Genomic DNA, 16,970 nt, shown 5'->3' on the forward strand with positions numbered 1-16,970 from the left:
CATTCCCCAATTAGCCATTAACCATAATCATTTAGCTTCTTTGCCAACCATTAAACCTTGTTATCATGTTCAGTAATTATTTAAAGATTGCCTGGCGAAATCTGTTGAAGAATAAAACATTCTCACTTATCAATATTATTGGACTTGCATCGGGGCTTGCAAGTTTTATACTCATTACACTTTACATCACCGATGAATTGCGTTACGATCGTTATCATGAAAAAGCCGATCGCATCTACCGCATCAATTCTGATATCCGTTTTGGTGGTACTGCTTTAAATATGGCGGTGAGTGCCGATCCCATGGGTGCTACACTCAAAAAAGATTATCCGCAGGTAGAGCAGTTTGCCAGAATATATGCCAGCGAAGGCTCCAAGCTGTTTAAGAAAGACAATGTATTTATTAACGAGAGCAGAGTGGCGTATGCTGATTCAACATTGTTTGATGTGTTTACATTTCCTGCTATTGCGGGTAATCCTAAAACAGCGTTGAATGAACCGAATACAGTTGTGGTTACTGAAAGTACTGCAAAAAAATATTTCGGTTCGGTTGAAGCAGCCATGGGTAAAACAATGGAATGTAATGATGAACGAAACAGGCTGTATAAAGTAACGGCAGTCATCAAAGACATTCCAAAGAATTCGCATTTCATTTTGGATATGTTTTTATCAATGGATAATGTGGAATATGGTTTTGGTAATTTTCTGAGCCATAATTTTCACACCTATATTGTTTTAAAGCCAGGCACAGATTATAAAGCATTTGAGAAAAACTTTGTGCAGGTAATTGATAAATATATGTTACCGCAGGCGAAACAATTCATGCAGATTGAAAGCATGAAGGATTTTGAAAAAACCGGGAACAGGCTTGCATATTCGCTGATACCGTTAACGGATATTCACTTGCATTCTGAAAGAGGTGTTGAGTTGGGTGTAAATGGAAGTATACAGTACGTTTATATTTTTGGCGCAGTTGCGTTGTTTATATTGCTGATTGCGTGTATCAATTTTATGAACCTTTCCACTGCACGTTCAGCCTCAAGAGCAAAAGAGGTAGGTATCCGGAAAGTATTGGGTACAGAAAAGAAATCATTGATCCGCCAATTTTTGGCAGAATCAACACTAACAAGTTTTATTGCATTGCTGCTGGCGGTTGCTTTCACTTGGCTTGCCTTAAACTGGTTCAATGATCTTGCAGCAAAAGAATTTCAAATTACTGATCTGTTGCAGCCAGGTTTCCTGTTATTCTTATTAGCGATGCCCATAGTTGTTGGTCTTGTTGCGGGAAGTTATCCGGCTTTTTTTCTTTCCTCTTTCAAACCCATTGCTGTTTTAAAAGGAAAAATGAATACCGGATTTTCGAAGAGTAACCTGCGCAGCACATTGGTGGTATTCCAGTTCTTTACAACCATCTTATTGATTACAGGCACGATTGTTATTTACAAGCAACTGAATTATATCCAATCAACAAAAATAGGCTTCAATAAAGAACAGGTAATGGTGGTTGATATTCCATCAATGAGCAGATCTACAGCTGAGTCATTCAAAACAGAAGTGGCAAAACTAAGCAGTGTGAAGTCTGCTTCCTTTGCAGGTTTTTTACCTGTAAGCAATTCAGCACGTAATGATAATACATGGTCAACAGAATCTGTAATGACGGAGAAGAACGGATTTAATATGCAGAACTGGCGAATTGATTACGACTATATTCCAACGCTTGGAATGGAGATAATTAAGGGTCGCAATTTTTCTCCGCAATATGGTGGGGACTCGACAGCTTTAATTATCAATGAAGCTACTGCAGCTTTAATTGGCGGCGGTGATCCTGTTGGAAGAAAACTCTATTCATCCGACGGACAGAATCCTATTGTTTATACAGTGATAGGTGTAGTGAGAAACTTCAACTATGAGTCGCTGCGAAAAAATGTTTCACCGCTGGCCTTTAGGCTTGGTAATAACAGGTGGGCAGCGGCCTTTCGTGTTGAAACAAAGGATATGAAAAATTTACTGTCACAGGTTGAATCAAAATTCAAAGCAATGGCTCCGGGTATGCCATTCTCTTACAATTTCCTTGATGAATCGTTCGACAGAATGTATCTGGATGAACAACGCATCGGCAAAATTGCATTCTCTTTTTCATTCCTGGCAATTCTTATTGCATGTCTTGGATTGTTTGGCCTTGCTACCTATATGGCTGAGCAACGTACAAAAGAGATCGGTATCCGTAAAGTATTGGGTGCATCTGTTTCAGGCATTGTGCAAATGCTGAGCAAAGATTTTGTGAAGCTTGTATTAATAGCATGCATATTCGCCATACCTCTTGCATGGTGGGCTATGAGCAAGTGGCTGCAAAACTTTGCGTATCGTGTAAGTATTGGCTGGTGGGTGTTTGCCGCTGCTGCTGTTATTGCATTGATCATTGCTGTGTTAACCGTGAGTTCGCAAGCGGTGAAAGCTGCATTATCAAATCCGGTAAAAAGTTTGCGTACCGAATAAACCTAACATCACATGATCAGGAATTATTTTAAAACTGCTTTGCGTAATCTGCTAAAAAACAGGGTGTACTCATTTATTAATATCGCTGGCTTAAGTATGGGGCTTGCCTGCGCCATGCTGATCTTGTTGTACACAAAAGATGAGATCAGTTACGATCGCTTTCTTCCTAATGTTAACAATATCTATCGCATTGTAAGCACACAGGTGGGTGCCGATGGAAGTATTATGATGCAAAGTGGTAATACCGGCAGTTTGCATGGGCCGGCGTTTGCATCTGCTGTACCTGAAATTGCAGCCTTTGTTCGTTTTCAGGGCGATTATTTTAATATCAAAAAAGGTGCAGAGGTAGTAGGGCAGGAGGCACACAAAGTTGACAGTAACTTTTTTTCGGTGATGCAGTTTCCGTTGTTATATGGCGATGCAAAAACGGCCTTGCAGGGTCCGGATGATGTGGTGATCTCAGAAACAATTGCACGAAAGTATTTTGGATCGGCTGATGTGGTAGGTAAAACCCTGCAACTGCAACGCAATGGTGAGTTTAAACCACATACGATTACGGCTGTGGCAAAAGACTGTCCGCAAAATTCATCCATCAAGTTCCAGTTGCTTACAAAAATGCAAATGGAACCCGGTGAATTGAGTGATCGTATGAATTGGTTCAATTTTTTTCTCAACACATTTGTAGTATTGGCTCCCGGTGCCGATGTGCAGCAAACAGAGAAAAAAATGATGCAGTTCTATGCAACCGATGCAAAAGACATGATAAAAGTAGTAGCAGAAAAATACAGCTTTACAGCAAAGTCGGAGTACAAACTGCAGCCTTTTACTGATATGCATCTGAGCAAAGAATACAATGCATCGAACGGTTTAACAGGTGCAAGCAATCCAATGTACTCGTATATTCTTTCGGCCATTGCTTTGGTTGTGTTACTTATTGCTTGTATCAACTTTGTAAACCTGACTGTCGCACGTTCGTTAAAACGTGCCAGAGAAATCGGTGTTCGCAAAGTAGTGGGTGGCGATCGCAGACAATTGATCTGGCAGTTTTTGGGTGAGTCGTACATTATTTGTTTTGCTGCATTTGTGCTGGCCATTGGTATTGCACAACTGCTGATGCCGTTTTTTAATCAGCTTTCAAATAAATCATTAGCGCTGTCGTATTTATTTGATACGAAGTTATTGCTCGGTTATATCCTGTTGTTTATCCTTACCGGTTTCATGGCAGGTTTTTATCCTGCGTTGGTATTGTCTGGTTTTAATCCTGTAGAAACTTTGTACAACAGATTTCGGCTTGCAGGGAAAAATTATTTACAACGATCATTGGTGGTACTCCAGTTCTCACTTGCAACATTGCTCATTATTGCCACCACTGTTATGTACCAGCAGTTTGATTTTCTGGTATCAAAAGATCTTGGGTACGATGATAAGAATGTACTCACCGTTCCGGATATTTCTCACAACAAGTTTGCTGCGTTTCGTCAGGAGTTATTAAAAAATCCAGGGATTGAGCAAGTAGCTTTCCGTAACAACGGATTTAACCAAACAGTCGCACGGGTAAACGGCTCGCAGGAAATTGATTTTACTGTTGACTGGATCGATCCTGCATATCTTCCGTTATATAAAATTCCCGTGATACAGGGACGAAATTTCTCTTCTTCGTTTTCATCTGATACAACTTCAACTGCTATCGTAAATGAAGCATTTGTAAAAGCCGCCGGCTGGAAAAATCCAATTGGGCAAACAATTGACTTCTGGTACAGTGAACACAAGTACACTGTAGTTGGTGTAGTAAAAGACTATCACTACGCTTCATTGAATGAGATCATCAAACCACAGATTTTTCGGGGCGAAGTGGGATCGCTGAATTTAGCAGTGGTGCGCATCAAAGACGGATCTGCTGCTTCTGTACTGCCATACATTGAAAAAGTGTATAAAAATATTGAACCATTGCGTCCATACAGTTATGAGTTTAAAGATATCAGTAACCAACGTCAGTACGATAGTGAAGCAAGATGGAAAAAAATGCTGTTGTTCGGTGCGCTCCTTACCATTCTTATTTCATGCATCGGACTTTTCGGATTATCGGTGCTGGCTGCTGAAAAGCGATTAAAAGAAATAGGTGTGCGTAAGGTGTTAGGTGCTTCTGTTTCCGGCATTGCAACAACGCTTTCGAAAGATTTCCTGAAACTGGTTTTCTTTTCCCTCTGCGTATCAATGCCGCTTTCATGGCTGGCGGTAAGCAAGTGGTTACAAAATTATCCTTACCGTACTGATTTAAGTTGGTGGTTGTTTGCCGTTACTGCTGTAGGAATTGTATTTGTAGCACTGCTTACAGTATCGTATCAGGCAATTAAGGCGGCCGTTGCAAACCCGGTAAAAAGTTTACGCACAGAATAAACGAATTATATGCTCAAAAACTATTTCAAAATTGCTTTCAGAAATTTATGGCGTAACAAGCTGTATAGTTTCATCAATATTTCCGGTTTGGCAATGGGTATTGCAGCATTCCTGTTGATATTGCAATATGTAAGTTTTGAGAAGAGCGTAAATGGTTTTCATAAAAACCTGTCATCGATCTATCGGTTGTTGAATGAAGATCAAAAAGGACAAACATGGCCACAGGTAGAGCCGGGTTGGGCACAACGGGTAAAAGAAAGTTTTCCCGAAATCGAAGACTATTGCAGATTTGAAGAAGGTGCGGGACAAGGAATTGTTCGTCGTGATATAGAGAAAGCGGAACCATTCAGAGAAACAGAGATTGGTTATGCAGAAGGTAATTTCTTTGAGTTCTTTAGTTTTAAAATAATTGAAGGAAAGGCATCAGCATTTAAAAAATCAAATGTTGTGTTTCTTTCACAAGCCGCCGTAAAAAAATATTTTGCGAAAGATGATCCAATGGGTCAATCATTGACTTTGTACAACCAGTTTGGTAAAGCAACCTATGTTGTAGAAGGGGTGTATGAAATACCTGAGAATTCAGACATCCGGTTTGATATGGTTTTTTCGCTGGCAACATTGAAAAATCCTGCTAACCTCAACGGAAATGATTGGGCCGAACTTGATAACCTCAATTCACAATACATCAATACCTATTTCCGGTTAAGTGATGGTGCTGATCATAAACGACTGGAACAAAAATTAACAACACTCAGGACCCAACTGAAAAAAGATAAAGATGGATTGCAGTTTCGGTTGCAATCATTTGCCAATGTGCATTTGCCCGCATCGTTCAGCGATTATTATCAAACAAGCGGTAATCTGAAATATGTTTACATTCTCGGTATTATTGCGTTGTTGATTCTTGCAATTGCATGGTTTAATTATATCAATCTTTCTACAGCCAATTCATTGAAACGGGCGGGTGAAGTTGGAGTACGAAAAGTAGTAGGTGCATCCCGTCAATCGCTGGTGATGCAATTTCTTGGTGAATCGTTATTGGTAAACCTGATTGGATTTGGATTGGGCTTGTTGATCGTGCAACTTATTCAACCGTTGTTCAATGATATTGTTGGCAAAGAGCTGTCGTTGTCGTCCTTGTTATATACAAAAACATGGATGATCGGATTACTGTTGCTGATAACAGGCTCATTGCTTTCCGGTGCATATACGGCTTTTAGTTTGTCCGGTTTCAATCCTATTGAAACATTGAAAGGGAAACTGATCAAAACAACAAAAGGCGTTGTATTACGAAAATCACTGGTGGTTTTTCAGTTTGCTATTTCAATTGGCTTACTGCTTGTTACTGCATTTATTTACCAGCAGTTGAATTATATGCAGAATAAGAACCTTGGCGTAAATACAGAACAATTGCTGGTGATCCGTGGTCCGCAGGTGGGGCGTGACAGTACGTATAAAGACCGAAGGAATGCATTCGTTAATATGATCGCTCAACAGAGTTTTGTAAAAGATTATGCGTTGAGTGGCAGCGTGCCGGGTAATGGATTCAATTTTGCGACATCGGGTTTCACTCAGCCGGGTTCACGAAAAGGAGATGAGTTTAAATCGTTTTCATTTACATTGATCGATGATCGCTATCTCAATACTTATCAGATCGGCCTGGCGGGAGGCCGCACATTTACACAAGCAGAAACAATGGTGGAGTGGAATGATAATGATAAAGTGCTGATGAATGAAAAAGCGATTGAAGAGCTTGGTTTTAAATCAGTGGAAGATGCATTGAATACAAAAGTACAATGGGATGAGCGTAAGCTGCAGATTGTGGGAGTGGTAAAGAATTATCATCATACCGGTTTACAACGGGCCATTGAACCGATCATTTTTTATCCGCAAAGCAACAGTGCTTACTTTACTGTTCGGCTGAGTTCAGATAAAATACAGGAGAACGTAGCTAAACTTGAGAAGCTGTTTAAGTCCTATTTCATCAATAATCCGTTTGAATATTTTTTCGCTGATGATAATTTTAATAAACAGTACATCTCCGAACAACAGTACAGTCGCCTGTTTACAACAGCATCGGTATGGGCCATCATCATTGCCTGTTTGGGATTATTTGGATTGGCTACTTATACTGTTGAATCAAGAACAAAAGAAATTGGTGTACGCAAAGTGTTAGGCGCAAGTGTACTCACCATTGCACAATTATTATCAAAAGATTTTTTACGGCTGGTGCTTCTTGCCTTTGTAATTGCCACACCTGTTGCATGGTTTGCAATGAATAAATGGTTACAGGATTTTGCCTATCGCATTAGTCTATCGTGGTGGGTATTTGTATTGGCTGGTATTGCTGCACTCGGCATTGCAGTTATTACGATTAGTTTCCAGGCAATCAAAGCGGCCGTAGCTAACCCGGTAAAAAGTTTACGAACAGAATAAAAACTTACATCATGTTCAAAAATTATTTGAGCTTGTCATTTCGTCGACTGTTCAGGAATAAATTTCACACATCAATTAATCTGATTGGGTTGGTGATTGGTTTTACCATTGGTCTTGTTGTTTTGCTGGCGGTTTATGGTCAATTTACATTTGATAAAAATCATGTGAACCGTGATAAGATCTACCAGGTCTATCAGGTTTTTCATAAGGCGAAGGGCGATGAAATTGGCAACACATTTGGTTTCCCTGCAGCAGAGCGATTTAAAGCGGAAGCACCTGCCATAGATAAATCTACCCGTTTTTTATATGGCAGTAATGCCGTACTGTATAAAGAAAAAGAAGTTGACATCACCACAATGCTGGTAGATGAGGATTTTCTACACATGTTTACTTTTCCCGTAGTGAAAGGAAATGCAGCGAACCCGCTTTCAAATCTTTCCAATATCATCATTACAGAAAAAACAGCTGAGATCGCTTTTGGAAATGAAGATCCGATTGGAAAAACGATCAGGTTGCCTTTTGGTGATGAGTTAAAAGAAATGATTGTATCGGCTGTGATAAAAGATATTCCAAAAAACTCATCGTTTCGGTTTGGTGCGTTGGCCCGCACTGAAGTTCGGCCTGATTATACCGTAGACAAAACAAACTGGAACAACCAGCATCATCCTGTATTTGTTCAGTTGAAGGAAACAGGCACCGTGCAGCAAGCTGAGCAGCAATTACGCACAATCAATCAAAAATATCTCACAGAGTGGTCGGCAAGTTTAAAACGTGAAGGAGCAATTCCTGATAAGAAAGGAGATTTATTCACCACACATTTGCTGTCGTTGAAAGATGTACATTTTTCACCACGGATTAACAATATTGGAAACTCGGTGAACAAAGCTGAACTCGTTGCCATGCTGGCAATCAGTTTGTTGATCATTTTAATTGCGTGTTTCAATTTTGTAAATATCAACCTGGCGAATGCATTTACAAGGAGCAAAGAAATTGGTGTACGCAAATGTCTGGGTGCAGCAAAAGACAGCTTGTTTCTGCAATTGTGGAGCGAAAGTTTTATTATATGCAGTATTGCATTTGTATTTTCATTGGTTCTTACAAATATCATTGTCGGCATCATACAACGTCAGTCGCCATCGAATATGCCGTTGGATGAATTGTTATGGAACCCGGGGTATTTATTGATGACGTTTGGCCTGTTGTTGCTGGTGTCGTTCATTGCCGGTGGATATCCTTCGTGGTTGATGGCAAAGCTGAAAGTGGTGGAAACACTTAAAGGAAAAATATCGCTCAAGCGGAAAAGTATTGCACGCAGTTCGTTAATCGTCATGCAGTTTGTGATAGCATGTATTATGATCAGCAGTACACTAATTATCTATAGCCAGTTTAAGTTTTTGCAAAACGCCGATCTGGGTGTTAACAAAGAATATGTGATCGTAATTCCATTTCATAAACCGGAAAAAGGGTTGAGTAATATTGAGAAGCTGCGTTCACGCCTTTCGTCAAACCCCGCTATTATTTCTTTAACAGGAAGCAGTGTAAATATTGGATTGGGCAAAGACGGCATCACCACAAAAATGACCAACCGTTTTGGGTATAAAGACAGAGAGATCAATACCAACCTGGCTTATATTGATTATGATTACCTGAAAACGTTTGACATCAAGCCGATTGAAGGAAAGGATATTGATCTTTCTTATGCGGCCGATAGCTTGCCGCATGTATTGCTCACAGAAAGTGTAGCGAAACAATTCAACGAAAAGCAAATTGCAGGACAAAAAATAGTTATTGACAGTAGTTCCCCTGCGTGGAATATTGTGGGCGTGATTCCGGATTTCCATATGTATTCAATGCGGGAAGCAAAAGAGCCGGTTGCTCTTGTAATGAACAAGAATGAACGGGTGCGTTACTGTTTCATTAAAACCAATGCGCAGAACAAAGTAGCGGTAATGGAAGCGGTAAAAAATGAAATGGCCATCCTTGAACCGGGGCGTGAATTCAAAGGGTCGTTCATGGACGATAATATCAACAACTGGTACAAGCAGGAAAAAATGATGTCGATCATGTTGAGTATTGCTGCAGTTATTGCAATTGTATTATCCTGTATGGGTTTGCTGGCAATGGTATTGCTGATTATTCAGCAACGTGTAAAAGAAATCGGGGTGCGGAAGGTGTTGGGAGCAGGTGTGCCGCATATATCGTATCTCATTTCAAAAGAATTTTTAGTGCTGGTGTTGATCGCCGTATTGATCGCTACACCTATTTCATGGCTGGCGATGAACAAATGGCTGCAATCATTTGCGTACCGTATTGACATCAGTATCTGGATGTTTATACTCGTTGCAGCGATCGCTTTATTATTTGCGTTCATCACCATTTGCTATAACACCATGAAAGCTGCTGTGGCTAACCCTGTAAAAAGTTTACGCACCGAATAAATTTAACCGATGATTCAGAATTTTTTAAAAGTAGCATGGCGCAATTTGTGGAAGAATAAATTGTTCTCCTTTATCAATATAGTGGGGCTGGGGCTTGCTATTCCATTTGCATTGCTGAGTTTAATGCAGGTGCAGAGTGCGTATGAGTTTGATAATTTTCATCCTTATCCTGATCGTACATTCAGGATCATTACAGATGTAACAGATAACGTTGGCACAAAAACAAAATATGCACTGTCGCCGCTTGCTGCAGCAGAACAATTGAAACAAGGCTATCCCTATATCGAGCAGTCAACTTTTGTGGTGCGTGATTTTGGCTGGCAGCTAAACAACCGTTTGAAGACGATCGATGTAAACAGCATTTATGTTGAACCTGTTTTCTTCGACATGTTTGGATTTCAGTTGGAGAAAGGAACAAAACCTGTTGAGCCAAACACATTGGTGTTAACGAAAGAAAAAGCTGAAGTGTTTTTCGGAACTGTTGATCCTGTTGGTAAAACACTCAGCCATCCCGATTATGGAGAGTTTACGATAACGGGTGTGTTGAAACCTTATAAACGTAATACGCATTTGCGAAGCGACATTATGGTTTCAATGGCTACGTACAATAGATTTTCAAAAGATACAGTGCTTACATCATTGAGCGGCTTTACCTATGTATTACTGAAGCCGGCAGTACAAGACAAAAACCTTGATGCTGCATTAACGGCAATTGCTTCTAAATTAAATAAACAGACCGCATCGCTTTCACAGAAACAAACGTTTCAATTCAGAAAACAACACATTACGAAGCTCGCACCCGACTTTGATGATCTGCGTGGGAATGCTTATGTAGAGTCGTTACTTGATCTGGGCGTGAATTTTGGTTTTGCGTTAGCACTGCTATTGTTGGCAGGGTTTAACTATGTGAATCTTACGTTGGCCCGTTCGCTGAGTCGTTCAAAAGAAGTAGGTGTGCGCAAAGTTGCAGGTGCATTGCGTTATCAATTGGTGTGGCAGTTTATCTGCGAAGCAATTCTTGTTGCGTTGCTTGCATTGGTAGTTGGTTTTATCATGCTCAAACTTATGGAGCAGTTCAGTTATGTAAACTGGTTTGCATGGGAGGTAGATAATAAAATTGTTATCTGGGCAGTGTTCATTATGTTTGCCGTTTTTATCGGCATGCTTGCCGGCTTTATTCCCGCAAGAATACTTTCACGTTTTCAACCGGCGAAAGTGTTGAAGGGAACGATCAGTCCATCTTCATTTGGTAAGATGGGGTTGAGAAACAGTCTGGTTGTTATTCAGTTTGTAGCAAGTTCTCTTTTTATTTTTCTTACGGCTACTTTGTACAGCCAGTTTAAATACATGGCGACAGATAACGAAAATTTTAACAGGGAGAATATTTATAATATTTCGTTCAGTGGAGATCACCGCTTGTTGGAAAATGATATTGCCGCAAACAGATCAGTGGAGCGGGTAGGAATGGTTTCAACACCATTTGGCGGGAGCTCGGCACAATGTGCCATCAAAAAAAATAATCAGGAACAAAATATTGAAGCAAGCTATTATGCAGCAAATGCTGATTTTGTTGCAAACATGAATTTGCAGATCATTGCCGGTGAAAATCTTCCTTCATCAGTCAGCGATTCAATATCTGATTTTATATTGGTTAATGAACAAGCATTGGCATGGCTTGGCTTAGGTACACCGCAGGATGCGATCGGTAAAGTGATTCACTTAAATAATAGCCGCCAGGTTACGATTCATGGTGTGGTAAAAGATTTCTGCTATTACGTGTACCAGTTTCAAACAAAGCCTCTGGTATTGCAGTACAATCCATCGCAGTTTCATGTGTTGAGCATTAAAACCAAAACAGCTGTGGAAGATGCATTATTTAAAAGTGAGATCAACAGCATCTGGAAAAAATATCATCCACATGAAGAGTTGGCGTTCTCCAACTATCAAAAAGATCTGTACGATCGTTATTTCCCCGGAAGAGATATGCGGTTCATGGGCATGTTTTGCGTGGTGGTGTTAGTGATCGCTGTGATGGGTTTGTTAGGTATTGTTACCTATCATACTGAAAGGCGTGTAAAGGAGATCGGTATACGGAAGGTGATGGGTGCATCGGTTCCGGCGATCATCAAAGAATTATCAAGAAGTTTTGTAAAACTCATTGTTATTTCTGCCGGTATTGCATTACCCGTTAGTTATATGGCAGGTTATGTGTTCATCAATTTATTTGCATACAATGACGGGATCAACCTGTTGCTGTTGTGCCTGCTGTTTTGTACCATTTTCACCATCGCTTTGTTTACGATCATGTATAAATCTATGCAGGCAGCAGCAGCTAATCCGGTTAAAAATTTAAGAACAGAATAAACCAAGAAGAAGAAATGTTAGTACAACTCAAAAATTTGTTTAAATGGGTTACAGTGGGCGGTAACCGTACGTTTTTGTTAAAGGACATTAACCTTGAAGTAGAGGAAGGAGAATTCATTTCTATCATGGGGCCATCAGGTTCAGGTAAATCAACATTACTGAATGTAGTTGGTATGCTCGATGGCTTTGATGAAGGCGAATATAACTTTCTGCATGAAAGTGTGCACAAGCTTAAAGAGAAACAGCGTGCACAGTTGTATAAGCAGTATATCGGTTTTGTTTTTCAACAATATCACCTGATAGATGAGTTGACAGTATATGAAAATATTGAAACACCCCTGTTGTACCAGGATGTAAAAGGCAGTGAGCGGAAAGCCATGGTGGCCGATATGCTTGATCGCTTCAACATTGTGGGTAAGAAAGATCTGTATCCAACACAATTATCAGGTGGACAGCAACAGCTCGTTGGTGTTGCTCGAGCATTAATTGCAAAGCCCAAATTGATCCTTGCGGATGAGCCAACAGGTAATCTTAACTCTAAACAAGGCGAAGAGATTATGGAATTATTTAAAGAGCTGAATAAGGAAGGGGTAACCATTATACAAGTTACACATAGTGAAAAGAATGCAGCCTATGCCGGTCGAACGATTCATTTGCTCGACGGTCGTGTTGAACAACAGGTGAAAAATTAATAAGAAAGTTATGCGGATATTTAGTTTTGTTCTGTGCTTTATTGTTTGTGGATTTCTTGCAACAGCACAGCAGTATAGTTTAAAGCAATGTATTGATACAGCATTGAACAGAAATATTCTGGTTCAACAAACAGGATTGCAGATGCAATCGGCTGAAGTGGATAAGAACCAGGCAAAGATGAATCTGTTGCCCAATGTAAACAGTCGCTGGAACTACGGAAATAACTTTGGTCGTAATGTTGATCCAATTACGAATACCTATACTACCAATCAACTTTCCTCTTCTAATGCAGGGTTAGATGCAGGCGTGATCTTGTTCAACGGTATGCGTTTGCAGAATTTAATTCAGCAAACTAATTTTTCGTATAAGGCAGCGGAGTTGGATTATAAACAGGCAAAAGATAATCTTGTGCTGAATGTGATATTGGCTTATATGCAGGTGCTGGTAAGCGAAGATGTATTGAATGTTTCCCGTGCACAATTGCTGGTTACTAAAAAACAGATCGAACGAATGGAGATCATGGTGAAAGAAGGATCAGCAGGGAATTTTCAGTTGACTGATATGAAAGGGCAAATGGCAAATGAGCAGATCAACATCGTGAACTTGGAAAACAGTTTGCAGCAAGCGAAGCTTACGCTATGTCAGTTAATGAATATTCCTTATTCGTCTTCATTACAATTAGAAAGAGACATTCAGTTGAATGAAACGTTGTATGCACAAAGTTCAACGGAGGTGATTGCTGCGGCTATGGAATATATGTCGCTGGTGAAAGCAAATGAGTTTCGTGTAAAAAGTGCCGAGAAAAATATACAGATCGCAAAGAGTGGTTATTATCCAACCATCAGTTTGGGTGCAAGCGCAGGAAGCAGTTATTCAAATTTATTTACAAGGTTAACCCCTACAACGATTTCTGAAGTGGAGACAGGTAATTATATCAAAAGCGGCAGTGTACGCACGCCTGTGTACAGGGAGATACAGAACTTTTCTACTTCTTCCGTTGGTTATTTTAAGCAGATGGAAAACAACCTTGGTTTTTTTGCAGGAGTGAATATGCAGATCCCCATTTTTAATAATCTGCAAACGAAGAACCGTGTAAGACAGGCAAAGTTGCAACTAAAGAACACACAACTCAATGCAGAGAATACCAATTACCAATTAACACAAAATATTGAACAGGCTTGGCTCAACATGCAGGCTTCGTATAATCGCTATGCAATGTTAAAAGAACAACTACTTAATTTTGAAGAATCATTTCGTGCTACTGAAGTTCGTTTTGAAAGTGGTGTGATCAATGCTGCAGAATTTCTCATCGCAAAAAATAATCTCGACCGCACGAAGATCAATCTTGTGCAAACGCAATACGAGTATAGCTTCAGAACAAGGCTGCTCGATTTCTATCAAGGGAGACAATAATCTGGAACTAATTCAAAGCATCCCACAACACTTCCACCGGATGCAACGCTTTCTTACCTGTACCATCTTTCACCTGGTGACGACAACTTGTACCCGGTGCTGCAATGATGGTATCATCAGAAGCTGAACGCACAGCGGGGAAGAGCACCATTTCGCCGATCTTCATCGAGAGTTCATAGTGTTCTTCTTCGTAACCGAACGAACCTGCCATGCCGCAACAACCGGAAGGAATGGTTTCCACTTTATAGTTTTCTGGGAACGATAATACTTTCACTGTCGCTGCAGTACCCACCAATGCTTTTTGCTGACAATGACCATGCAGTTTTATTTTCTTTTCAGCAGAAGTGAATTGCTCTTTGCTGATATGACCGTTGTCAATTTCACGTGCAATAAACTCATCGATCATCAATGTATTTGCTGCAAGTTGTTTGGCTTTTTCAAAATTTTCATCCGTTGCCAGATCAACATATTCATCACGGAAGGTGAGTATAGCTGAAGGTTCAATACCGATCAATGGCGTATCTGCTGTTACAACTGGCTGCAACAATTCAATATTCTTATTCGCAATTTCTTTTCCTTTCCGTATCAACCCCTTCGATAACCAGGAACGTCCGCTTTCGATATGTTCAGGAATGATGACTTCGTAACCAAGCTTGTTCAGTAACTGAACGGCTTTGATACCAATCTGTGTATCATTGTAATTTGTAAACTCATCGCAGAAAAGATAAACCTTTTTGGAATTTGTTTTTTGGATTTTAGAATTTGGATTTTCCTTCTTCCACCATTTCTCCAATGTTGTTTTATACATCGTTGGCATTGAACGCTTCGTTGCAAAGCCCGATGCTTTTTTCACCAATGAGCTGATCGCACTGTTCGTCATAACAAAATTGTATAACGATGGTGCAATAGCACCCAGCTTCGATGAATTGGTAAAGTTGGCAATCAGCTTTGAACGGAAGGGTACACCATTGGCATCGTAGTAATGCTGCATAAACTCTGCTTTGAGTTTTGCAACATCCACATTACTTGGGCATTCAGACTTACAACCCTTGCAACTCAAACACAGATCCATCACTTCATAAATTTCTTTATGATCGAAACGGTTTGCTTTTGTTGAGTTGGTTAAAAACTCACGCAGAATATTTGCTCTTGCCCTTGTCGTTTCTTTTTCATTACGTGTAGCCATGAACGATGGACACATGGTTCCACCCGATAAATGAGTTTTGCGGCAATCACCACTGCCGTTACATTGTTCCGCATGTTGCAGGATATCCTGGTTGTGAAAACGGAAAACAGTTTTGAATGCAGGTGTTTGCTGACCGGGTACATACCGCAGCATGGTATCCATCGGCGGTGTATCAACAATTTTGTTGGGGTTGAAAATATGTTCTGGGTCCCAGGTTTTCTTTACCTCTTTCAATAGTTGGTAATTCTTTTCACCCACCATTTGCTTGATGAACTCTCCACGCAAGCGACCATCACCATGTTCACCACTCAAGGAGCCTTTGTATTTTTTCACCAGCGTAGCAATCTCTTCTGCAATTACACGGAAGAGACGGTTGCCTTCTTCTGTTTTTAAATTGATGATGGGACGTAAATGAATTTCACCCGAACCTGCGTGTGCATAATGCACCGAGTACAAATTGTGTTGTTTCAGGATCACATTAAAGTCACGAATGAAATCCGGTAAGTCATTTACATCAACAGCCGTGTCTTCAATCACGGGTACTGCTTTTTCATCACCGGGTAAATTACTCAGCAAACCCAACCCCGCTTTACGTAAGGTCCATATCTTCTTGCTGTCTTCGCCAAACAACAAAGGAAAGTGATAGCCGAGATTTGCTGCACGCATTTCTGCTTCTACCTGTATGGCTGTGGCAGTAATTTCTTCTCTTGTTTCACGTGCAAATTCAATTACGAGAATTGCACCGGGATCACCTTGCACAAAAAAGCGATTCTTCATCTGCTCTTTATTTTCTTTTGTGCATTCAAGAATATAATGATCGATCAACTCACTTGCACCGGGATTGTATTTTAAACCGATCAGGTTTGCACGTAATGCTTCATCAACCGAATTAAAATGTACACACAACAAACCGATCTCTTTCGGCGGCATCGGTACAACATTTAATTTAATCTCGGTTATCAATGCCAATGTGCCTTCTGAACCTGCAATGAGTTTACAAAAATTAAACTCTTCTTCACCTGCAGTGAATGGTGCAGTTTCCAATAACAGATCAATGGCATATCCAGTGTTACGGCGTTCAACTGTTTTCTTCGGAAATTCTTTTCGTATCTCTATCTGGTTGTCGTAATTACTCAACATGCTGCGGAGCGAACGATAGATGTTTGCTTCTAAACCTTCGCCATCACACTTTGCATGAAACTCATCAATGTTCAATGCTTTGAATGTTGTCTCTGTTCCATCGCTCAGCAAACAATCCACTTCCAGCAAATGCTCTCTTGTACTACGGTATAAAACAGAGTTACTGCCGCAGGAATTATTGCCCACCATACCACCGATCATGGCACGGTTGGCCGTTGATGTTTCCGGACCAAAGAACAAACCATGTGGTTTCAGGAACATATTCAACTCATCACGGATCACACCCGGCTGCACACGCACCCATTTTTCTTCTTTGTTCAGTTCAAGAATTTTGGTGAAGTATTTCGACACATCAACGATAATACCGCTGCCTACTACCTGTCCTGCAAGTGATGTACCTGCTGTACG

8 protein-coding genes are annotated in these 16,970 nt (G+C 40.3%); 7 read left to right on the forward strand and 1 reads right to left on the reverse strand.

Annotated elements, in window-relative coordinates:
- The first annotated feature begins 65 nt into the window (after positions 1–65).
- The 7 genes from VK159_RS01465 to VK159_RS01495 are packed head-to-tail and all read left to right on the forward strand — an operon-like array spanning position 66 to position 14,236.
- Positions 66–2,495: an ABC transporter permease gene (locus VK159_RS01465; protein WP_324228359.1), complete on the forward strand. Its 2,430-nt coding sequence runs from the start codon at positions 66–68 to the stop codon at positions 2,493–2,495.
- A 12-nt stretch (positions 2,496–2,507) separates the two neighbouring features.
- Positions 2,508–4,892, forward strand: coding sequence for an ABC transporter permease (locus VK159_RS01470; RefSeq protein WP_324228360.1), 2,385 nt, complete (start codon positions 2,508–2,510; stop codon positions 4,890–4,892).
- Positions 4,893–4,901: 9 nt separating this feature from the next.
- Positions 4,902–7,328, forward strand: a complete 2,427-nt coding sequence (locus VK159_RS01475; RefSeq protein ID WP_324228361.1) for an ABC transporter permease — start codon at positions 4,902–4,904, stop codon at positions 7,326–7,328.
- Between the two features lie 11 nt (positions 7,329–7,339).
- Positions 7,340–9,766, forward strand: a complete 2,427-nt coding sequence (locus VK159_RS01480) for an ABC transporter permease (RefSeq protein WP_324228362.1) — start codon at positions 7,340–7,342, stop codon at positions 9,764–9,766.
- Between the two features lie 9 nt (positions 9,767–9,775).
- Entirely contained in the window at positions 9,776–12,130 is a 2,355-nt protein-coding gene (locus VK159_RS01485; protein ID WP_324228363.1) for an ABC transporter permease, read from the forward strand.
- A gap of 14 nt (positions 12,131–12,144) precedes the next feature.
- The gene (locus VK159_RS01490) at positions 12,145–12,822 is read left to right on the forward strand and encodes an ABC transporter ATP-binding protein (protein WP_324228364.1); all 678 of its coding nucleotides are present in this window, start codon (positions 12,145–12,147) and stop codon (positions 12,820–12,822) included.
- Positions 12,823–12,832: 10 nt separating this feature from the next.
- Positions 12,833–14,236, forward strand: coding sequence for a TolC family protein (locus VK159_RS01495; protein WP_324228365.1), 1,404 nt, complete (start codon positions 12,833–12,835; stop codon positions 14,234–14,236).
- Between the two features lie 7 nt (positions 14,237–14,243).
- On the opposite strand, the gene VK159_RS01500 is transcribed toward VK159_RS01495, so the two are convergent.
- On the reverse strand, positions 14,244–16,970 hold a 2,727-nt coding region (locus VK159_RS01500), incomplete at its 5' end, for an FAD-binding and (Fe-S)-binding domain-containing protein (protein ID WP_324228366.1).

This window comes from Lacibacter sp., from assembly GCF_035299325.1.
Classification (GTDB): Bacteria; Bacteroidota; Bacteroidia; order Chitinophagales; family Chitinophagaceae; genus Lacibacter.

Coding starts and splice junctions, on each gene's coding strand:
- VK159_RS01465 (WP_324228359.1), top strand. CDS start 66: ATGTTCAGTAATTATTTAAAGATTGCCTGGCGAAATCTGTTGAAGAAT.
- VK159_RS01470 (WP_324228360.1), top strand. CDS start 2,508: ATGATCAGGAATTATTTTAAAACTGCTTTGCGTAATCTGCTAAAAAAC.
- VK159_RS01475 (WP_324228361.1), top strand. CDS start 4,902: ATGCTCAAAAACTATTTCAAAATTGCTTTCAGAAATTTATGGCGTAAC.
- VK159_RS01480 (WP_324228362.1), top strand. CDS start 7,340: ATGTTCAAAAATTATTTGAGCTTGTCATTTCGTCGACTGTTCAGGAAT.
- VK159_RS01485 (WP_324228363.1), top strand. CDS start 9,776: ATGATTCAGAATTTTTTAAAAGTAGCATGGCGCAATTTGTGGAAGAAT.
- VK159_RS01490 (WP_324228364.1), top strand. CDS start 12,145: ATGTTAGTACAACTCAAAAATTTGTTTAAATGGGTTACAGTGGGCGGT.
- VK159_RS01495 (WP_324228365.1), top strand. CDS start 12,833: ATGCGGATATTTAGTTTTGTTCTGTGCTTTATTGTTTGTGGATTTCTT.